Below are 19,699 nucleotides of genomic sequence, written 5' to 3' on the forward strand. Positions count from 1 at the left end.
AGCCCCGCGATGCGGGGCTTTTTAACACTTTCTTTGGGAGCTGTTAGAACAACTCTTCCTCCAAGTCCATCAAGCTAGCGCTACCTGCATTGACACTGCCGGCCAATGCCTGGGTGCGTGGCAACAGGCGAGCGAAGTAGAAGCGCGCTGTCTTTATCTGGCCGTTGTAGAAGCTATCCGCTTCCGCTTTCGGCAGCGCCGCAGACACAATTTTCGCCCACATAAAGGCGTAAGCGACGTAGCCGAACAGATGCAGGTACTCTACAGAGGCAGCACCCGGTGCGTGGGGGTCTTGCTGAGTGGCGGCAACCATATTCTCAGTTGCTTCACGCAGGCGTTGCATCTCAGCGATGAGCGGCTGGATAAACTCGGCCATTTCCTCGCGATCAATCTGGGCATCGATAAAGCCCTGTACATCTGCAGCAAACAACTCGAACAGAGAACCGCCAGTGGCTACAGTCTTGCGGCCCACCAGATCTAGAGCCTGGATACCATTGGTTCCTTCATAAATCTGGGTAATACGCACATCGCGCACCAACTGTTCCTGGCCCCATTCGCGGATATAACCGTGGCCACCGAAGACCTGCTGACCGAGGATGGTGCAATCCAATCCCATATCGGTAGTAAAGGCTTTGGCTACCGGGGTCAGCAAGGCAACCATATTCTCCGCGTTCTTTTTCTCTTCACCCTCGCCGAACTTGGAAATATCCAACCACTTGGCCACGTAAGTGGACAGGGCGCGGCCGCCGTTGACCAAGGCTTTTTGGGTGAGCAGCATGCGGCGCACATCCGGGTGCACAATGATGGGATCTGCGGCTTTCTCCGGCTGCTTGGCGCCCGCTGGAGAGCGGCTTTGGATACGGTCGCGAGCGTATTCAACAGCATTTTGATAGGAGCGATCTGAAGCGCCGAGGCCCTGGATACCTACACCCAGGCGCTCGTAGTTCATCATGGTAAACATGGCCGCGAGTCCTTTATTCTCCTCGCCGACCAGCCAGCCTTGGGCTCCGTCGAAGTTCATCGCACAGGTAGCGGAGGCCTTGATACCCATTTTGTGCTCGATCGAGCCACAGTTCACATCGTTGTGTTCGCCGATGCTGTTGTCTTCGTTCACCTTGTATTTGGGCACCAGGAACAGCGAAATGCCTCTCGGCCCCTTGGGTGCGTCCGGCAATTTTGCCAATACCAGGTGGATAATATTTTCGGACAGATCCTGGTCACCGCCGGTGATAAAGATCTTGCTGCCGCTAATGCTAAAGCTGCCATCGCCACGGGGCTCGGCCTTGGTGCGGATAATTCCCAGGTCTGTACCGGCGTGAGGCTCGGTAAGGCCCATGGCACCAGCCCAGGTTCCCTCATACATCTTGGGCAGGTATTTTTCTTTCAGCGCATCACTGGCGTGGGCATCAATTGCCAGGCAGGCGCCGTTAGTCAGAACCGGGTAGAGTGCAAAAGAGATATTTGAAGCATTGATCATCTCCTCAACCTGAGCGCCCAGCATTTTCGGCATACCCATGCCGCCGTATTCCGGGTTGCCCAGCAGTCCACCCCAGCCGCCTTCACAGAAGGTGGCATAGGCTTCTTTAAAGCCTTTCGGCGTGGTCACCACACCGTCATTCCACTGGCAACCTTCTTCGTCGCCAGTGCGATTGATCGGATCCAGGGTGTTGGCAGCCAGCTTGGCCATCTCTTCGAGAATCGCATCTGCGGTCTCACGATCTACCGCTCCAGCCAACCCGGGCAATTCCGCCCAGAGTTTTTCCGCAGCAAATACCTCGTGAAGTAGGAAGTTCATCTCCCTTAGTGGCGCCTTATAGTCGGCCATGCTCCCGGTCCTCATTCAAGTGTTTCAAACGCTCGTTTGAATCTAGGGCCGAAGCGTCCCAATGTCAACAGTCTCGGGCCCTTGCGAGCCCGACAACTGCAGCGATCAGTGAGGTAGAAGCGGAGTTATATCCAGATATTGCGCACCATTGCGATAGTCCGCAGCGGTGTCGAATGGAAGGGTACCTAGCAGGGGGCGGGCAATAGGGCCTTCAATGTCTGCAGATTCTCATCGGCTCGAGCCATCCCATCACGGGCGAAATTAGCTACCCAACCCGCCAGCGGCAGACCGTCGCGACGGATCGCTTCAGCGGTGAGCAGTGCGTGGTTGATACAACCGAGCTGCATACCCACCACCAGTATCACCGGTAAATTCAGCTCCCGAGGCAATTGTGAAAGGAAGCTTCTTGGGCCCAGCGGGGTGCGCCAGCCACCAGCACCTTCAATCAAAACCAGGTCGGCCCCTGCAGACATCACTCCCCGGCAGACGCCAGCCATCCGCGCAACATTTAACTGCTTACCCACCTCTGTGGCCGCTATATGCGGAGCAATAGCGGGCTCCAGGGCAAAAGGGTTTACTTGCTGGTAAGGCAGCTTCAGAGTCATCGCTTCCTGAAGCAAAAGGGCATCTTCATTGCGCAGGCCATCATCCGTGTGCTCACATCCAGACGCCACAGGCTTCACTGCCGCCGTTTGCAAGCCTGCCTCCGCCGCTGCCGATAACAGTGCGGCGCTCACATATGTCTTGCCGACCTCGGTGTCAGTACCGGCGATAAAATAGGTTCTTGCCAAGGCCTAAACCCCTCCTCCAATAAAAGTTAACTTTTTTCATGACGTGACTTTTCACGCCACTTAGATGGTGATAAATTAACCCGGTAGCGCAAATTTTGAACAGGCCAAGCCGTGCTTCGATAAGAAGGCACGGGGTTGCGCTCACACAATAACCCCCTCTTAAAGGGGACAGACAGCAGGGATGCGGTGTCATTGCGAAATAACTGACAACTACCCGAACTGCTTAAAGACCATGCGATACCTGACCTTTGCCCTGCTCCTGCTGGTGCCAATCTTTGCTTCAGCGAAAGTTGATCCCGTTGACCACGTCGTGGTTTATAAATCCAAGAAACTCATGCAGCTGATACGGGACGGCCGTGTCGTGAAAAGCTATACCGTGTCTTTTGGCGATAACCCCAGGGGACACAAGGTTCGCCAGGGGGACGAGCGCACCCCTGAAGGCCGCTACACACTGGACTGGAAGAATCCCAACAGCCGCTTTTACCGTTCAATCCACGTGTCCTATCCCAACAAGCAGGACCGTGCACGGGCAGCCAAAATGGGGGTCAGTCCCGGCGGTGACATTATGATCCACGGTATCAAGCCCCAGTGGTCCTACATGGAAAGGCACCTGCGCCGCACCAACTGGACCGATGGCTGTATCGCCGTGGCCTCCAATCGTGAAATGGACGAAATCTGGGCTCTGGTGAAGACGCCAATCCCTATCGACATCTACCCCTGATCTCTTCAATCTTGCACCCGGCTCCCTGCGTTGCGATAGGCGCAGGTCAGCCGGATTTTTTTGCCCTGCAAGCGGTGAGATTCATATAGATCACCTCGTAAGTTACCGGCAATCCTCGCTCTTCCCGCTTATTTTCATAGGCTACGGACAAGTGCTGTAGTTTGCGACGACCTGTCATACCTTTATCCGCCGCCCGGTTAATATTGTGTGCACCCACTCCCTTAAGCTCCCGCATCAACTGCCGCAGGCTATCAAAGTGCAGTAGGCGCAATTCATCCGTAACCAATCCGCTGAGGTCACTGTGCAGTGCCGCTTCACGCCATTGCTCGGCGGGCAGGAACTGATTGACATGTACACCCTCATCCACTTGAGCCCAACTCTGTTTCAATTCCACCAGGGTTTTAGGGCCAAGGGTGGCAACCAGGCACCGCCCTTCAGGGGCCAGTATTCGCTGCAACTCAGCAAACAATTGCGGCAGGCGGTAGCACCATTGCAGCGCCATACTTGAAAACACCAAATCAATACTACCCGCCGCCAGGGGTAACTGTTCGGCATCGGCCGCAATGTAACCATCAGCTTCGGGTCTTTGCGTCCGGGCAAACTTCAGCATCCCCTCCGCCAGATCCAGGGCAATAATTTGCGCCTTAGGAAAATGCCGCCGCAACAGTTCAGTACCGAATCCGGTGCCACTGCCCAAATCGAGGATTGTGGGGGGTGCCCAGCTGTCATCGGCTTGGGCCAACAGTTGCCGGCAGACTGCCCGCTGCAAATGGGCGCAATCATCGTAGCCCTGTGCTGCCCTGGTAAAAGAGCGAGCTACCGCAGCCTTATCAAACGGCTCAACCGGGGGATTTCCAACAGGCCCCAGAAACTCGAGTAGATATTCAGCGACGACATCAGCCTTGGCGCAATGGGGTAAATGGCCCGTCTCGGGTATGACTTTGACGGTGCCCCCACACGCCTCAATGGACCGAGCAGCTTCAATGGGAACCAAGGCATCCCTGCTGCCAAACAGGTGCAGTGCCGGCACGGACAGATTTGCCAGGTGTTGGCGATTATCCAGCTCTGCCAGACAGCACAATGCTCCCTGCCAGGCATCAGTATTTATTTGAGGTTTTTGTGCCTTAAGGTCTTTAAGCAAAGAGCGCATGGCGCTATCACCTCGTGCCTGTAGTGAGCAAAATCGCTCCCAGGTACTCTCCGGAGATGATGTAAAAGCATCGAAAAATGCCTTGAAAGTGCTCTCGGCCATGCCCGGCCAGCCATCTCGTTCCACAAAGCAGGCATTGGCAGCTATGGCCACTACCCCCAGAACTTTGTCCTGCTTCGCTATAGAAGCCAGGCGAACGGCAAGCATACCGCCGAGGGAGTGGCCAACCAGAATACAGCGAGGGGGAAGTTGCTGGTAAAGCTTCTGCAGCAAAGCTTCTAGTGGGGGCCAGTCTTCAGCACCTTGTGTAGCAAATCCAGGTAACTCAATACAGTGGAGTTGCACTTCTGTACGACGCGCCAGGGATTCTATAAGCGGCTGCCAAAGGTCTGCACTCCCGCCCCACCCATGCAGGAAAACCAAGTGTTCAACCTGTGTCACTTATCCAGTACCCCTGCATCCTGCAAAATCTGCTGCAGCGCGCCTAGTAGCTCATCGATATCCTCGGCTCGGTGAGCCGCGCTCAGGGTAATGCGCAAGCGTGCAGTGCCCAGCGGCACTGTAGGCGGGCGAATGGCACCCACCAGGAATCCGAGCTCCTGCAATTCTCTGGCAACCACCATCACAGTGTTTTCACAGCCCAACACCAGCGGCTGTATCGCACTGGCCGACGCCTGTAGAGGTAAGCCGAGCTGTAGTGCCCTGCGGCGGAAATAAGCGATATTTACCCGCAAGCGCCCTTGTAACTGAGGCTCATCGCGAATCAATTCGATAGCAGCCAAGGCACCGGCAGCCACTGCTGGCGTCATTCCGGTGGTATAGATATAGGGCCGCGCAAACTGGGTGAGGAAATCTATCAGTGCCCGGGAGCCCGCAATAAAGGCGCCGGCATTGCCAACCGCTTTACCCAAGGTACCCATCACAACCGGGGCTTGTTCCTGGGTCAGCCCTGCCAGGGCATAGCTGCCCGCCAGTGGGTATGCTTCACTACCCATTACGCCAAAGCCGTGGGCCTCATCAACCATTAACCAGGCGTTGTATTGCTTACACAGAGTGGCAATCTCAGCCAGAGGGGCCAAATCACCATCCATGCTGTAAACGCCATCCACCGCTACTAAAGTAGCGCCACCCCGGCTAGTAGCGCGCTGCAATTGGCGTTCAAGGCCAGCGAGATCGTTATGGGCAAAGCGCAGACTGTTGGCGCCACTCAAGCGGGCACCGTCAATCAGTGAGGCGTGATTAAGCCTGTCCGAAACAATATTGTCGGCTCGCCCCAACAGGGCACAAATAGTGCCGATATTCGCCATGTAGCCACTCGAGAATATCAGCGCCGCTTCTCGCCCACTTACTTCGGCGATGCACTGCTGCAAGCGGTGATGAATATCCAGGTGACCATTAACCAGGTGAGAGGCTGTGGCGCCTGCACCACACTCTGCTCCCGCCTTCTGTGCTGCGATGACTTCCTCGCGGCTGGCAAGCCCCAAGTAGTCATTACTGCTAAATACCAGTAGCTCCTGCCCATCGACCCGGGCTCGCGGTCCGGGTGCGCGATCGAGGGTTTTTAGTTCCCGGTACAGATTCTGCTGGCGGCGCTCGGCGAGGCGCTGTTGCAGGACTTCATTCAGGGTCATTTGGCCGCATCGTAGAAGAAAGCATCATTTTGCTGTTCGGTGATCTGCGCGTTCAATTCCGCTTCCACCTCAGCCTCATCGGCGTACTGCTGATACTCTTCTGGCTTAATACCCAGGCGACTGAACAACTGCATATCTTCGTTAGCTTCCGGATTCGCGGTCGTCAGCAGTTTTTCACCGTAGAAAATAGAGTTGGCGCCGGCGAGGAAAGCCATTGCCTGCATCTCATCGCTCATCTGCTCGCGACCGGCGGATAGGCGCACATGGGATTTCGGCATCATGATACGGGCCACAGCAATGCAGCGAATAAATTCGAAGGGATCCAGGTCCTTTTGTTCTTCCAGCGGGGTACCTGAGACTTTTACCAGCATATTGATGGGCACTGATTCAGGGTGCTCCGGCAAGTTCGCCAATTGCATCAATAACCCGGCGCGATCTTTATCGCCTTCACCCATTCCCACAATGCCACCAGCACAGACCTTCATTCCCGCTGAACGCACTCGCCCCAAGGTTTCCAGGCGATCCTGGTAAGTGCGAGTGGTAATAATCTCACCGTAATATTCCGGCGAAGTATCCAAATTGTGGTTGTAGTAATCGAGGCCTGCATCCGCCAACTCCTGGGCCTGATCATCATTTAGCATGCCCAGGGTCATACAGGTTTCCATACCCAACGCCTTTACTTCTCGTACCATCTGGGTCACGTAAGGCATGTCTTTTTTCTTGGGGGAGCGCCAAGCGGCCCCCATGCAGAAGCGGGTAGCACCGCCGGCCTTAGCCGCCCTTGCCTCCTGCAACACCTTTTCAACCTTCATCAGTTTTTCCCGCTCCAGCCCGGTGTCATAGCGGGCACTTTGGGGACAGTAGGCACAATCCTCAGGGCAAGCACCGGTCTTGATAGAGCAAAGGGTACTGACCTGTACCCGATTGGCATCAAAATAAGCTCTGTGCACTTGCTGCGCGGTAAACATCAAGTCGCTAAACGGCATGGCGAAGAGGTCCAGTACCTGCTGGCGGGTCCAGTCGTGGCGGATCTCTGCGGCGGGCATTTGCTGGGCGGCAGTCACAGGGCGTACTCTCTCTGTTGCTTATTAAAATCGGATACTCACAGCCTGTTAGCAGGCCCTAGCGGCATCGATCAGCGAGCTCTAATTCAGCGTCTGCCGTTCAATCCACCAGACTGGCCAGTTTAGCCACGGCCAAACCGCTGTCAACTCGGAAAAGACGATATGGTTTACAAGCTTTTCAGTAGAAAACTTGCCCAAAGTCTGGCCCGCTGCCTGCTGTGCGGCGGAGCATCAGGAGAGGTTGGAATCTGTTCTGCCTGCACCCAGGAACTACCGGCGCTAGGCCGTGGCTGCCGCTACTGCGCCCTACCCTTGGCGGCGGCAAAAGATAATATTTGTGCGGCCTGTTTACAGAGGCCACCCGCCTTAAAGAAGATCAGTGCTGCCTGGCAATACGCTTACCCAATCAACCACTTAATCCAACATTTCAAATACCACCGGGACCTGGCCGCCGGACACAGCCTTATACAGCTAGCGGCCCGCCAATTGGGGCTTCCAGAGGATATACCTGACATGCTTACCCCGGTTCCTCTGCACTGGAGTCGCTATTGGCAACGCGGTTACAACCAGGCTCAACTTATTGCCAGTGGTCTGGGGCAAAACTGGTGCCTGCCAGTAGATCTGCAACTACTGCGCAAAACAACTTCCACCAAAACCCAATCTCAACTCAGCCGCAACCAACGGCTGAAAAACCTGTCTGACAGCTTTGCCGTGCGCGGAGAAATATCGGGTGCCCATATCGGCCTGGTAGACGATGTTGTGACCACGGGAGCGACCCTCGAAGCCATCACTCTCCAGCTACTCACAGCCGGGGCAAAACAGGTCAGCGCCTTCGTTTTGGCCAGAACGCCATGACTGTTCGGCGCGACTACAAATAGACCCATAGTCACCCCAACGTCACAATAGCTTACCTTGCCGTTCTGGCGCCTCAGTCCCCCACCTGCCAGCACTGCTAAGGTTCTAACAGCGACTAAATTGCCCGCATTTCTGTTGTCGCGGGCCAGGAATTCAGCGATGAGTGAATACAAGTTGCCACGGGGCATTGTCATCAGCGGCACAGGCCTGTGGACCCCACCGGAATCTATTAGCAATGAAGAGTTGGTAGATGCCTATAACACCCATGCCGAGCAGTACAATCTTGAGCATGCTCAAGAGATTGAGGCCGGTGAGCGCGCAGCAAAACCTTTCTCTTCTGCAGAATTTATCGAGAAGGCCTCAGGCATCAAGAGCCGCTATGTGGTGACCCGCGATGGCATCCTTGATCCGAAGCGTATGCGCCCCCTTATTCCCGAGCGCGCGGATGACGAGCTGAGTGTACAAGCCGAAATGGGCTTAAAGGCCGCCAGGCTAGCCCTGGAGAAAGCCGGTAAGCAGGCGTCTGACATTGATTTGGTCATTGTCGGTGCCTCCTATATGCAGCGCGCCTACCCCGCTATTGCTATTGAAATCCAAGGTGCACTGGATATCGATGGCTTTGCCTTTGATATGGAAGTGGCCTGCTCCTCAGCCACCTTCTCACTTCAGCGTGCGGTGGATGCGATCTGCTCTGGCTCAGCCAAAACTGTACTGGTTATCAATGCCGAGCTGGCCTCACCACAAGTGGATTACACCGACCGAGACAGCCACTTTATCTTTGGCGATGTAGCCGTAGCCAGCATTATCGAGCGCAGAGAAACCTGTACAGTCGAAAGTGCCTGGGAAATTCTCGGCACCAAAGCGAAAACCGTTTTCTCCAACAATATCCGTTCGAACTTTGGCTACACCGCTCGCGCCGCCGATGTGGACCCATTTGGTCCCGGTAAGTTGTTCCGCCAGAATGGCCGAAAGGTATTTAAAGAAGTTTGCCCCATGGCGGCCTCTCATATTGAAGCCCACCTGCAAGAGACGGACACCGATCCTCACAGCGTGCGCCGCTACTGGCTCCATCAGGCCAATATCAATATGAACAACCTGATCGCCAAGAAGCTAATGGGTGACAATGCAAGCGTTGAACGCGCGCCCATCGTTCTGGACCGCTATGCCAACACGGCAAGTGCCGGTTCAGTTATCGCGTTTAATTTACACAGCGATGACTTGCAGGTCGGAGACCGGGGAATTATCTGCTCCTTTGGTGCAGGCTATTCCATTGGCAGCTTGGTATTGGAAAAAATCTCCATTTAATTTTGAAATCTTTTCGGAGTTCAGGAATAAATACTGAACTCCGAAACAACCACTAAAAAGACCGGTGGTTCTCACTACCACAGACATCAGGATTTTATTAACCGGCGACCTGGCCTTCACAAATATCCATTAAAACTATGCGCGATCCAGCCGCAGCGCATAGCAACCATAAGCAGCGAAGCGCAGCAGAGCGAAATCAATCTCATCCTGCATGAAATATTCACTCACTTCTGTTTTTATTTGTTCGGGACCCACCAATTTCGCAGACACGATATGCTCTTCAGCGCTATAGGCGCGAAGCACTAGTGGCACATCACTCTTGAAATAATCTTCCGCATTATTATTTAGCGGGGGAAGCTGTTCTGTGCTCTGAAGTTTTGTTCCGGCTGTGGCTGCGCCAGTACAAATACAGGCCCGTACTCCCGATAAGGACCGGCAAAAGAGAAAGGGCAGTAGCTGGCCAGGAGGATTTTCTCCCCGGGCCGTGCGCGCCGCCGCACATCACGACATGGCTCACCGCCCTGGGCGCTCAGCTGCCGTACCGGCTGCCCTAGATCATCTAGACCTGCTTGACGAACCTTTTCTAAAAAGTCTTCGCGGATAGGTGTTACGGTAAAAGTCATGGCTAAAGTCGCCCCACTTGCTAAAAGAGCGAGGTTACTGAACACCAAACAGCATCGCTGGCCAGATTCGGGCGCGTCATTCCAAGCGAGTAGCGGTCATTTTTTTACGGACTCTTCAAGCTCACTCAGCAGACCTTCCGCCCAACTGATCCAGGTCTTTTCCGCCTCAATACCCAAAAGCAGGGTTTGATGTGCCAACCAGTAGCGCTCCTGGAGCGCTGTATCACTCTTTAATACCCGCTCATTTTGCTCCTGGTAACTTTCCAGAGAGCTGCGATGTTGGCGCAGTTGGCCCTCCAGAGCATCTCGCATTTCATCCTTGCTCAGGTTGTGACCGGCGAACATGCGCACCAGAAAAGGCTCGCGAATCTTCTGCGGCGCACTGGGCTGAATGACCCAGTCACGCAGCTCGGCGCGGCCTAGATCCGTGAGGCTATAGACCTTCTTGTCCGGCTTGCCTTCTTGGGCCTGCTCCTCACAGTCCAGCAGGCCCTCCTCATGTAACTTGTGCAGCTCGCGATACATCTGCTGATGGCTGGCACTCCAGAAGTGGGAGACGCTGCGCTCAAAGCGCCGCTTAAGGTCATATCCACTGCCGGGCTCAATATCCAGCAAGGTGAGAACGGCAAAGCGCAGAGACATGAAAACTCCAACTCATCTTATGCAAAGAGTTGCATATTAACCGGAGCCAGCCATTTATGACCAGCTGCCGGGTTTTCATAACAAGATAATTAGATTAATAAAACATTAAAAAATAGGACAAATGTATCGACAGAAACTAACAGTCGAGATGTAAGGCTAGCTTTTATGCAAATTGGAGATATAATCGCCGGCTTGTCGCCAAAGTCGTTTAGGCGGCCACTGTCTACGAGGTTGTTTGCCCAATGTCCGCGCCCGCACTATCCCCATCCAGTCCAGATGCCCCAGATGAAAAGGCTTCTGGTGCGCGCCGGTGGGACTTTATGCTGGACATCTTCGCCATGAATAGCTTCTCTTGGGCTGTAGCGATCCCCATCGAGCTGGTTCTGGCGGGTATGAGTTGGAGCGAACACCTGAAAGTTCGCCTGATGGCCCTGGTATTCAATACCCTTATTGCCCGCCCATTCAGTATGTACCGCAACTGGATTGTGAACCGTTTCGGTGGTGGCGGTTTTATCAATGCCTACCTGGTAGACACCTTTGTATTTCTCAGCTTCCAGTTCCCACTTTATTTAGCCAATATGCGCCTCGGTGGCGTCAGCTGGGACGAAATAGCCACCGCCAGTATTACTTTTATACTAATCGCGGGGGCACTTGGACGACCCTATGGAATTTATCTCGACTGGGTGCGTCGAGTGTGGATTAATACGCTGGTGCCCCTGTGGAGCAAACGCGCAGCCTAGGGTTACCGAGACTCGATTAAGCATTACGAGAGAGGAACATGATTGTGTTGACCGATAACGCCATTGAAAACAGTTCCATGACCGTTGGCGTGGTCGCTGGCACTCCCACTGATACCCGCTTCGGATTGGATTTCCTCGCAGCACGCCAGCTTCGCGGAGTGGGTCTGTCCCTATCCTCGTCTCCCCAAGCTCAAACCCAATTACAGGCACTGGAGCGCGACGCCCTCACTCAGCAGCTGATCGAAGCTATAGAACAGCTTTATCAGGCTGGCGCCGAAGCGGCGATGATCTATTGCAACTCACTTTCCGGTGCAGTGGATATGTCGGCGGTGAAAGCTGCCTCCCCCATTGAGGTGGTATCCCCTCTCGAGGTGTATGCTGAACTTACCCAGCGCTACCGCAACTTTGGACTGCTCGCCGCCAACTGCCAGAGCTGCGCCAATATCGAGCGGGAAATACTCGAGCGCAATACAACCGCCAAAGTCATCGGTATTGGCAACTTGCAAATTGTGGAAGATATCGAGGACGGCCTCGCCGCAGAAATGATTGTTCGCCAACACGCTCTTGATGACTTGGTCGCGGCGCTGGTGAAAAGCGGCGTACAGATCCTGATTTTGGGCTGCACCCATTTCGATTATTTTTATCCGGAATTACTGGCTCACTGTGATGGTATTCGCCTATTCCTACCCTCTGAGCGTATGCTGCAATTACTGCAGGAACGTATTCCCCAGGCTGCCTGAATGCTAGATTCCGGCAGCAGTCCTGGCGCGATTTTCTCCAGGAGAGTTGCCGGACTACGCCCCCATCTAATAATTTGCCGCTAGATCCCTCTATGTAATCCGATGCAATCTGAGGATTACCTCTCCGCCAAATGCCACCCCGATCGAGCCCAGGGCAGAGTATCCGGGGCCGCCAAGCAACTCCTATATTGGTACAATCACTAAGGCGCCAACATTTACCACTTGGCAGAGAAAAAATTTCTCTTGTACCAAAAGCAGCCTTATTGCAGTATCAAAAATCTCCAATGTATCTGGATACCCATTACAGTAAGTCGTATTAAAACCCTTTTGGACTGCAGGATTTAGTCCAATTTAAATAACGTTGGTTACAAGGATGATAGAAACCACTTTATCTGGGGAAGCTCCCTCGTGTCACGTATTTTCGCGTGCCATCTATTTCGGTCTATTGGTATCGGGCTCAGTATTTTTATCAAGTACTGCACAAGCCGATGTTATCACCTCACTAAAAAGTCAGGTCCCGCTATTTTGGCTAGGAATTCCCACAGTACTTCTTTTACTAATTTGTGCAGTTGCAATAAATAGACATGTGAAATTTCGCCAGTTAGATCGCGACAGCAAAACCCAACTTAAAAATTTGAGTAAGGAAAATAGTAACCTTTTTCAACAAATGCACAGCCGAAATAGCGAATTTACCGCATTGGAAAAGCGGCTGTCCGATGCTCGCACTGAACTGGAACAATTGCGCCAAGAGAAATCAGACCTCCTGACCATAACCCGCCACCACTTACAGCACCCCTTGGATACGCTCCTGGGCACGTTAAATTTATTGGCTCGCAGTGAAGATAATAATACTCGCGCTCTGGTAGAGATCGGGAAAAGACAATTAAACAGTGCCCTAAAGTCCCTTGATAATTTACATCAATGCGGCGATGTCGAAACGGTGGAATTAAAACTACCCACTGAGAACCACCGCGTTCCCGGTAAGCAATTATCGGTTTTACTCATTGAGAACAATAAGCATGACACCCTTCAACCCACCTTGGAAACCATGGGGCATGAAGTGCAAAGGGAGTGCAATGGAATCGATGGAAGCAGCGCTGCGCTGCAAAAAGCATTCGATCTCATTTTAACTGATACTCACCTCCCACTAATGGATGGCGTTGAAGCAGTACGGGAAATCCGCCGAGAGAGAGGTGCAGAATTACCTATTTTTGCTCTATTACAAAATGCGAGCTCCGGCGACAAGGAGCGCTATCAAGCTAGAGGATTTACCGGCGTATTGACCCACCCCATCGGCGATCGACAATTAATGCAGTTATTGAGCTGGGCCGTTCGCCGGAGCCAGGGGGTCGCTGTTCCTCAAGGAGCGAAACCTACACGCCTTCTGAATACCAATACCCTATTCCGCTTGCGGGATACTCTGGATCATCATACGTTTGCTGAATTACTCAGTGAACGCACAGCCACCTTGCCCAAAAATATTACATCACTGACCAGTGCTATCACTGGTCGTCACTGGCTAGATGCTGAGCAGCAAGCACAAAAATTGGCTCGATCTTCTATTGAAGTCGGCCTCGAAACAATAGCAGCTCGCCTACGGACCCTGGCCGCAAACCTCTCTATCGATAGTGAGAGAGAGTACTGTCGCCAACAGCGCACAGAGTTACTTCAGTTGATGCGGGAATCCGTGCGCCAGCTAAAGTCCTGGCGCGAACGTAATGTACACACCGAGTGGGCGCTGAAGTGACTAACCGAACTGTGGCCCAATCATGAGCCACAGTTCTACCTCAGAGCACTGGCACGATGGCAAGGGCAACTGCAACCCATCGCACAAATAAGCCATCCCAGCGCAGCTAAGTTGAAAAGCGCTACTTGCACCACACTATATTGAGGTGAATAGCGAAGAGAAAAAATTATGTCAGAGCAGTATCCCGAGCGCACCCAGGAAGCCCGTGAACAAAGCGGGCGCGACCTGGCCATCATGGTTTACCTGATCCAGGCGATCAGTTTATTTACAGCAGTGCCATTTTTTATCGGGGTATTAATCAACTACTTTAAGCGCAGTGATGTTCGCGGCACCCTGGCCGAATCTCACTTCCGCTGGCAAATTCGCACCTTCTGGTTTTGGCTGCTATGGACCATTGTTGGCTCCCTAACCATTTGGGTGCTGGGGCTGGGCTATCTGATTCTGGCAATTAACTGGGTATGGGTAATCTATCGGGTTATTCGCGGCTGGTTGACACTGGTTGACCGGCGCCCAGCTTATTAATAGCAATTATTCCATTTGATGGGCCCAGTATCTTGGGCCCATCTACTTCTCAGTAAGAAATGAATCCAAGGTTTCCTTACTGAAATTACTGACTTTCACACCTCGTAAAAGACAAAAGCAGATTGACTAGCCATAAGGCTATACCAACTTTTCCTCATTTACTTTCTCAAGCCCTTATTCGCCAAAAGTTGCAGCTGCAACATTGCATGCTTCATCACAAAGTGTGCGAATATGCCTATCCGATTGACTTTCACCGCGTTGTTAACAGGGAGAAATAGATTCGTGAACCAGGACCAGAATGCCCCCTTGCGGGAAGATGTACGCCTGCTGGGTGACGAGCTCGGCGCAGTATTGCGAAACCAAGTTGGCGAGCCACTATTTGATACCGTTGAGAATATCCGTCAGGCGGCCGTTGAAAGCCGCAGCAAAGGGGCTATGCAGGCCGATCACTTGCGAGAGCTACTCGACCCCCTGGATGATGCGACCCTATTGGAAGTTGCCCGGGCATTCAGCCAGTTTCTAAACCTGGCCAATATTGCCGAACAGCGCCATCGCGAGAGACTGCACCGCCAGCACCAGCGCTTTCCTGGAGATCCCGATACAGACCGCGGCCTGCGACAGGTACTGGCAGAGTTAAGCAAAGCGGGGAAGTCTCCCGAGGAAATCCACGGGACACTAAAAGAGTTATCCGTAGAACTGGTCCTAACCGCTCATCCCACCGAAGTGACACGCCGCACCCTAATTCGCAAATACGATCGAGTTGCAGACCTACTCAACACACTGGACAGACCCGACCTGACCCCAGAAGAATCCCAGGATTTACGTCGCCACCTACAAGAGCAGATCCTTTCTGCCTGGAGCACCGACGAGATCCGTCGCTCCAGGCCCACCCCGGTTGATGAAGCCAGGTGGGGCTTTGCCACCATCGAACAATCCCTGTGGCAGGCAGTTCCGAGGAGTATGCGGGAAATAGACAGTGAATTGGACCTGGCCAAGCTGCCCCCATTACCGGTTGATTGGGTTCCCATCCACTTTGCCTCTTGGATGGGGGAGACCGGGACGGCAACCCCAATGTCACCGCCAGCGTCACCCGGGAAGTTCTGCACCTGGCCCGCTGGATGGCCGCCGACCTCTATCTGCGCGATGTGGAAAACCTGCTCGCAGACTTGTCCATGCATCGCGCCAGCGAAGAACTTTTACAGCGCACTGGCCCCAGCCACGAGCCCTATCGCCTGGTGCTGCGCCAGGTTCGCGACCGTCTCAAAATAACCCGGGAAAAAATGGAGGCCCGCATTGGTCGACGCGCAGAGCCTTCCGGCCTCGCGTTTACCAGCAGCGAGCAGCTGGCCGACGAGCTGCGACTGATCGACCGCTCCCTGCGCGCTGTGGGCCTCTCAGCCATCGCCGATGGCCAACTTAAAGATACCCTGAGGCGACTCAACTGCTTCGGCATCACTCTATTGCGTTTGGATATACGACAGGAGTCCACCCGCCACGCTGACACCCTGGATGCCATTACCCGCTATCTGGGTATGGGCAATTACAGCAGTTGGAGCGAAGAGGAGAAGCAGGAGTTCCTGGTGTCTGAGCTGGACAGCCGCCGCCCACTGGTGGACGAGAGCTTTTACCGCAGTGATTTCTGCGACGAAGAGGTAAGCGAAGTCTTACAGACCTGCAAGGTCATTGCCGAACAGGGTCCCGAGGGATTAGGTGCCTACGTTATCTCAATGGCGACCACACCTTCCGATGTTCTCGCTGTAATGCTGCTGCAAAAAATTGCCGGGGTGCAGGTGCCAATGCGAGTGGTTCCCCTGTTTGAAACCCTCGACGATCTCGATGGTGCAGCTACCACTATGAGTACCCTGCTGAATATCCCCCTCTACAAGCAGCGTGTGCTCAATGGCCAGGAAGTGATGATCGGCTACTCGGACTCCGCCAAGGACGCCGGCTTCCTGGGCGCCGCCTGGGCCCAGTACCGCACACAGGAAGCTCTCACCGGAATATTCCGCAACCACGGTATCCCCCTAACTCTGTTTCACGGCCGGGGCGGCTCCATATCCCGGGGCGGCTCTCCTACTCGTATGGCCTTGCTGTCGCAACCACCGGGATCAATAGCCGGGCGTATTCGCGTTACCGAACAGGGAGAAATGATTCGCTTCAAATATGGCCGCCCCTCTGTGGCCGCCTACAACCTGGAGCAGTATGTCGCTGCAACCCTGGAGGCGACACTGATGCCCCCGGCAGAGCCGCGTTCGGAGTGGCGCGCGGAGATGGACCGGCTCACGGAAGTCTCCGTCGGCAACTATCGGGAAGTCGTGCAGGATGACCCAGCCCTGGTGGCTTACTTGCGCACTGTCACCCCGGAAACCGAGCTGAGCCGCCTGGCCCTGGGCAGTCGCCCGGCAAGGCGTAAACCCGGTGGCGGTGTCGAATCACTGCGGGCGATCCCGTGGGTGTTTGCCTGGACCCAGATACGACTGATGTTACCGGCCTGGCTGGGCACTGGCGCCGCCTTGGAGAATGCCCTCAAGCACGCAGATGAAACTGATATCTTGCGGGATATGAGCCGCCAATGGCCCTTTTTCCAAGGCGTTGTGGATATGCTAGAAATGGTACTGGCCAAGGCCGATCCCCGCGTTGCCTCCTGGTACGAAGAACGACTCACCCAGGATGCAGACCTAATCCAACTGGGTGTCAGTTTGAGAGAGCGACTGGCTCACACCGTAGAGGCCCTAAAACAGCTTACCGGGCGGGAGAGCTTGTTGGATAACAATCCCGTGATGCGCTGGTCCATCCGCGTGCGCGACCCCTACACTGACCCTTTGCACCTATTGCAGGCCGAGCTGATGGCACGTTTGCGCGAACGGGAAAGTGATGCGGTACTGGAAAGTGCGCTGATGGTCACTATCGCAGGGATTGCAGCGGGCATGCGCAATACGGGTTAAAAGACCACGGTAGCTGTGATGATACTGGGATTTGAGGCCTGCTTTTTTCACAACAGCAGGCCCCCAAGCAATCAGAATCTGCCGGTAAGTGCCATCACGAACAGGTCTGCCGGCAACTGCTCTCCATTCACCTCCAACTGGCCTCGGTTGACCTTGAGATACATTTGCAGCTCACCCTTGTCTTCGATCAGCAGGCCATAATCTCGCAGAAGCATTGCCTGCCCTACCAGGGGGGACTGCAAAAGCGCCTGCTCTGCAGCGCTAACGGTCATACTACCTACCAGCGGTTTGAGCCACTGATCGATCTCACTGGCACCTCGGCGGGAGGATTTGCGCATACCCCGCCAATCGATATCAGCATCTACTAACACAGGGCCATTGCGAGATTGAATCGCCAGCTGTTGCTCCAGGCGCAGCGGGCGACTCATTTCACGGGCCCAATTCCGTTCAGGGGCCGGCAACAATACACGCAGGTAGTGCCCCAGATCCGCAGTCTTAATTCTCGGCAAGGTCATCTGCTGGCGCACAGAGGTAATCGGTGTTGCCGAATCCACGGTGGGAAGCTTCAGGTCACTGATAATTTTCAGGGTCTGTGCCGCCAATTCTTCCAAGGTCAGGTCCAGGGTAACATCGCGCAATTGAACCGGCCCGGAATCTGATTCTGCCCTCAGCAACGACAATCGCAGCTCCGCATTACCGCCCTCGCCGGGCATATATTCAAACTCGCCTTCAAGGGGCTCGGTAAACAGTACTTCGATACCTTCATGAATATGGCGCAAGCTTCCCAGCTCCACGACACCGTTCAGCACAGCACCGCTGTAATCCGTAGATACGGCAATCTCCCCACCGTCAAACTCCAGCTCCCCGAGTGGGCCGGTATTTTTGAAAGGGTCTAAGCGCAGGGTATTCAGCACCCGGTTGTCGGCGGTAACCAGGGTTTCCAGAACTACCGGACTCGCCTGTAAAGCGCCATAAATGGACTCCAATTGAGCGCGCAATTCAGGCTGTAGTTGATCCAGCTCTAGCCGGGTCTCGGTATAAACCACACCCAGGCGCGGCCCCTTAGAGGTAAGCAACACCGGCCCATGATGGATCTCTGTATTGAGCTGGGTAGTGCCATCCGGCAATGCCACCTCAGTATTGGTTTCAGCACCAAACCATCCGCGTTCGTAACCCGTGGAATTCCCCCTGCAAGCGGCCCAACTGCTGCTTCCAAATTTCCTCTACTTTGGGGCCGATAAAACCCGGCGCAGCCAGGGCAGATATCACCATTAGGGCAAGCACAATAAATAGAAGTGAACGCAGTAGTTTCATAAAAAATCATCTAGCGAAGGGGTTTGCGCCGATGGTATCAGATTATGAGGCTATTAGTGCGACAAGAGCCTCGTTACTTGATACGAGTGCTGAACATTCATCAACCACGGCATAAGGACCTATGACCCATTTCTAAAGAGCAGAATCTCGGCTTGTAAATTAGTAAATCTAAAATTTCAAAAACTCTGATCAAGCCTAAGAAGAGGGATTTGTAAGCGGCCATAAATTGAAATTGACCATTATGCTGGATATCAGCTCACAAGTCTCTTGATCTCCTGTGGCACGCCTGAGTAATTTTATGGCTCGATGACAGTTTTAAACAACAATATAATTTTTTAGACCACCCTTTAACTTTCCTTTAATCAGAGCCGTTTTAAGGGTAGGTAACAATCTATTTTTCTTGTATTTCAATCTAACCCAGTTTCTTATCTCCACGATTTAGCTCTCTTACAAGTACCTCCGCAAAATAAAGGTCCTGATTACTATAAGAAAACCGCTATCTAGGAAATTTTTTTGATTTCTACCTATTCATGTAAAAAATAATTATTGAATTCATAACCGTTATCTCGATCGGATCTTAAAAGATACCTTTACAACAACCGAAACTTCCATTACCGCACGTTGGGACACTCCCCCAGTTTGAGTAGACTTGTGGCCAAACTAGGAGAAGGAGAAGACGTTATGCGATATCTTGTTTCAATGGTGCTCTTGTGTTCTCTCGCAGGTTTCAGTTATGCAGATGACCGCATGACGCGCCTCCCATCCAACGCTGAACCCGTGCAGATTCTCGGCAAGACTTATTACCAAAGTGGTAATACTTTCTATGCCTTTAATGAGCAGGGCCGTTATTTCTACAGAGTACAGCCCCCCACCTCTATTCGTAGTTATGAGAATCCCCGGGATATGTATATCCGCGGCTCACAACCCCGCCCCCAAACTTGGGGTCTGACTAGAGACCAGGTAGAAGGCTGTATGAATGCCGCTGCAGATATGGCAAATGCTAACCCTGCGGTAGGTGGTAAGATTTATATTCGCGAATATAACCGCTGTATCAGTAACTTGCGCTAGCCATTGTGGCTATATT

Annotated in this window: 18 protein-coding genes and 1 pseudogene; 9 read left to right on the forward strand and 10 right to left on the reverse strand. The window is 53.5% G+C overall.

The window, feature by feature from the left end:
• Window positions 1–43 precede the first annotated feature (43 nt).
• Window positions 44–1,825 carry an acyl-CoA dehydrogenase C-terminal domain-containing protein gene (locus P0078_RS11740; RefSeq protein ID WP_282934515.1) on the reverse strand — a complete coding sequence of 594 codons (1,782 nt, stop codon included), beginning with the start codon at window positions 1,823–1,825 and terminating at the stop codon, window positions 44–46.
• 185 nt (window positions 1,826–2,010) lie between these two features.
• Window positions 2,011–2,616 (reverse strand): dethiobiotin synthase, encoded by a 606-nt coding sequence (gene bioD, locus P0078_RS11745; RefSeq protein WP_353057062.1) that lies wholly within the window; start codon window positions 2,614–2,616, stop codon window positions 2,011–2,013.
• 232 nt (window positions 2,617–2,848) lie between these two features.
• On the opposite strand from bioD, the gene P0078_RS11750 reads away from it, so the two are divergent.
• Window positions 2,849–3,337 carry a L,D-transpeptidase family protein gene (locus tag P0078_RS11750; RefSeq protein WP_282934516.1) on the forward strand — a complete coding sequence of 163 codons (489 nt, stop codon included), beginning with the start codon at window positions 2,849–2,851 and terminating at the stop codon, window positions 3,335–3,337.
• A 46-nt stretch (window positions 3,338–3,383) separates the two neighbouring features.
• On the opposite strand, the gene bioC is transcribed toward P0078_RS11750, so the two are convergent.
• Genes bioC through bioB form a run of 3 tightly spaced genes read right to left on the reverse strand, consistent with a single transcriptional unit; the run spans window position 3,384 to window position 7,164 of the window.
• A complete protein-coding gene (bioC, locus tag P0078_RS11755; RefSeq protein ID WP_282934517.1) occupies window positions 3,384–4,928 on the reverse strand; it encodes a malonyl-ACP O-methyltransferase BioC in 1,545 nt (514 codons plus the stop codon).
• A complete protein-coding gene (gene bioF / locus P0078_RS11760; protein ID WP_282934518.1) occupies window positions 4,925–6,118 on the reverse strand; it encodes an 8-amino-7-oxononanoate synthase in 1,194 nt (397 codons plus the stop codon). The genes bioC and bioF overlap by 4 nt, the downstream gene beginning before the upstream one ends.
• Window positions 6,115–7,164, reverse strand: coding sequence for a biotin synthase BioB (gene bioB, locus P0078_RS11765; protein WP_282934595.1), 1,050 nt, complete (start codon window positions 7,162–7,164; stop codon window positions 6,115–6,117). The genes bioF and bioB overlap by 4 nt, the downstream gene beginning before the upstream one ends.
• 180 nt (window positions 7,165–7,344) lie before the next feature.
• On the opposite strand from bioB, the gene P0078_RS11770 reads away from it, so the two are divergent.
• Both P0078_RS11770 and P0078_RS11775 read left to right on the forward strand, forming a co-directional pair.
• Entirely contained in the window at window positions 7,345–8,037 is a 693-nt protein-coding gene (locus P0078_RS11770) for a ComFC family protein (protein WP_282934519.1), read from the forward strand.
• A gap of 159 nt (window positions 8,038–8,196) precedes the next feature.
• Window positions 8,197–9,342, forward strand: coding sequence for a beta-ketoacyl-ACP synthase III (locus tag P0078_RS11775; protein ID WP_282934520.1), 1,146 nt, complete (start codon window positions 8,197–8,199; stop codon window positions 9,340–9,342).
• Between the two features lie 135 nt (window positions 9,343–9,477).
• Here the strand turns inward: P0078_RS11775 and P0078_RS11780 are convergent, their stop codons facing one another.
• From P0078_RS11780 to P0078_RS11790, 3 genes are all read right to left on the reverse strand, one after another.
• Window positions 9,478–9,654, reverse strand: coding sequence for a DUF1203 domain-containing protein (locus P0078_RS11780; RefSeq protein ID WP_282934521.1), 177 nt, complete (start codon window positions 9,652–9,654; stop codon window positions 9,478–9,480).
• A 32-nt stretch (window positions 9,655–9,686) separates the two neighbouring features.
• On the reverse strand, window positions 9,687–9,965 hold the full coding sequence (locus P0078_RS11785) for a DUF1203 domain-containing protein (protein WP_282934522.1): 279 nt from the start codon (window positions 9,963–9,965) through the stop codon (window positions 9,687–9,689).
• Window positions 9,966–10,061: 96 nt separating this feature from the next.
• Entirely contained in the window at window positions 10,062–10,607 is a 546-nt protein-coding gene (locus P0078_RS11790) for a PadR family transcriptional regulator (protein WP_282934523.1), read from the reverse strand.
• A gap of 242 nt (window positions 10,608–10,849) precedes the next feature.
• Here P0078_RS11790 and alaE point away from each other — a divergent pair, with 242 nt between their 5' ends.
• The 5 genes and pseudogenes from alaE to ppc all read left to right on the forward strand — a co-directional run bounded on the left by alaE (window position 10,850) and on the right by ppc (window position 17,301).
• Window positions 10,850–11,347, forward strand: a complete 498-nt coding sequence (gene alaE, locus P0078_RS11795) for an L-alanine exporter AlaE (protein ID WP_282934524.1) — start codon at window positions 10,850–10,852, stop codon at window positions 11,345–11,347.
• A 38-nt stretch (window positions 11,348–11,385) separates the two neighbouring features.
• A complete protein-coding gene (locus P0078_RS11800; RefSeq protein WP_282934525.1) occupies window positions 11,386–12,087 on the forward strand; it encodes an aspartate/glutamate racemase family protein in 702 nt (233 codons plus the stop codon).
• Between the two features lie 586 nt (window positions 12,088–12,673).
• Window positions 12,674–13,834, forward strand: coding sequence for a response regulator (locus P0078_RS11805; protein WP_282934526.1), 1,161 nt, complete (start codon window positions 12,674–12,676; stop codon window positions 13,832–13,834).
• 168 nt (window positions 13,835–14,002) lie between these two features.
• Window positions 14,003–14,356, forward strand: coding sequence for a DUF4870 family protein (locus P0078_RS11810; RefSeq protein WP_282934527.1), 354 nt, complete (start codon window positions 14,003–14,005; stop codon window positions 14,354–14,356).
• Between the two features lie 282 nt (window positions 14,357–14,638).
• Window positions 14,639–17,301: pseudogene (gene ppc, locus P0078_RS11815) on the forward strand (phosphoenolpyruvate carboxylase).
• Between the two features lie 71 nt (window positions 17,302–17,372).
• Here the strand turns inward: ppc and P0078_RS11820 are convergent.
• Both P0078_RS11820 and P0078_RS11825 read right to left on the reverse strand, forming a co-directional pair.
• Entirely contained in the window at window positions 17,373–18,428 is a 1,056-nt protein-coding gene (locus tag P0078_RS11820) for a YdgA family protein (RefSeq protein ID WP_282934528.1), read from the reverse strand.
• Window positions 18,429–18,447: 19 nt separating this feature from the next.
• A complete protein-coding gene (locus P0078_RS11825; RefSeq protein ID WP_282934529.1) occupies window positions 18,448–18,615 on the reverse strand; it encodes a hypothetical protein in 168 nt (55 codons plus the stop codon).
• Window positions 18,616–19,296: 681 nt separating this feature from the next.
• Here P0078_RS11825 and P0078_RS11830 point away from each other — a divergent pair.
• Window positions 19,297–19,683: a hypothetical protein gene (locus P0078_RS11830; RefSeq protein ID WP_282934530.1), complete on the forward strand. Its 387-nt coding sequence runs from the start codon at window positions 19,297–19,299 to the stop codon at window positions 19,681–19,683.
• The last annotated feature ends 16 nt before the right edge of the window (window positions 19,684–19,699 follow it).

Origin of the sequence: Microbulbifer sp. VAAF005, from assembly GCF_030012985.1 — a bacterium.
Lineage (GTDB): Bacteria > Pseudomonadota > Gammaproteobacteria > Pseudomonadales > Cellvibrionaceae > Microbulbifer.

What these genes read in the sequence shown, in the direction of transcription:
- alaE (WP_282934524.1), top strand. Translation starts at nt 10,850, where the DNA reads ATGTCCGCGCCCGCACTATCCCCATCCAGTCCAGATGCCCCAGATGAA.
- P0078_RS11770 (WP_282934519.1), top strand. Translation starts at nt 7,345, where the DNA reads ATGGTTTACAAGCTTTTCAGTAGAAAACTTGCCCAAAGTCTGGCCCGC.
- P0078_RS11790 (WP_282934523.1), bottom strand. Translation starts at nt 10,607, where the DNA reads ATGTCTCTGCGCTTTGCCGTTCTCACCTTGCTGGATATTGAGCCCGGC.
- P0078_RS11800 (WP_282934525.1), top strand. Translation starts at nt 11,386, where the DNA reads ATGATTGTGTTGACCGATAACGCCATTGAAAACAGTTCCATGACCGTT.
- P0078_RS11830 (WP_282934530.1), top strand. Translation starts at nt 19,297, where the DNA reads ATGCGATATCTTGTTTCAATGGTGCTCTTGTGTTCTCTCGCAGGTTTC.
- bioB (WP_282934595.1), bottom strand. Translation starts at nt 7,164, where the DNA reads ATGCCCGCCGCAGAGATCCGCCACGACTGGACCCGCCAGCAGGTACTG.
- P0078_RS11775 (WP_282934520.1), top strand. Translation starts at nt 8,197, where the DNA reads ATGAGTGAATACAAGTTGCCACGGGGCATTGTCATCAGCGGCACAGGC.
- bioF (WP_282934518.1), bottom strand. Translation starts at nt 6,118, where the DNA reads ATGACCCTGAATGAAGTCCTGCAACAGCGCCTCGCCGAGCGCCGCCAG.
- P0078_RS11825 (WP_282934529.1), bottom strand. Translation starts at nt 18,615, where the DNA reads ATGAAACTACTGCGTTCACTTCTATTTATTGTGCTTGCCCTAATGGTG.
- P0078_RS11740 (WP_282934515.1), bottom strand. Translation starts at nt 1,825, where the DNA reads ATGGCCGACTATAAGGCGCCACTAAGGGAGATGAACTTCCTACTTCAC.
- P0078_RS11810 (WP_282934527.1), top strand. Translation starts at nt 14,003, where the DNA reads ATGTCAGAGCAGTATCCCGAGCGCACCCAGGAAGCCCGTGAACAAAGC.
- P0078_RS11785 (WP_282934522.1), bottom strand. Translation starts at nt 9,965, where the DNA reads ATGACTTTTACCGTAACACCTATCCGCGAAGACTTTTTAGAAAAGGTT.
- P0078_RS11750 (WP_282934516.1), top strand. Translation starts at nt 2,849, where the DNA reads ATGCGATACCTGACCTTTGCCCTGCTCCTGCTGGTGCCAATCTTTGCT.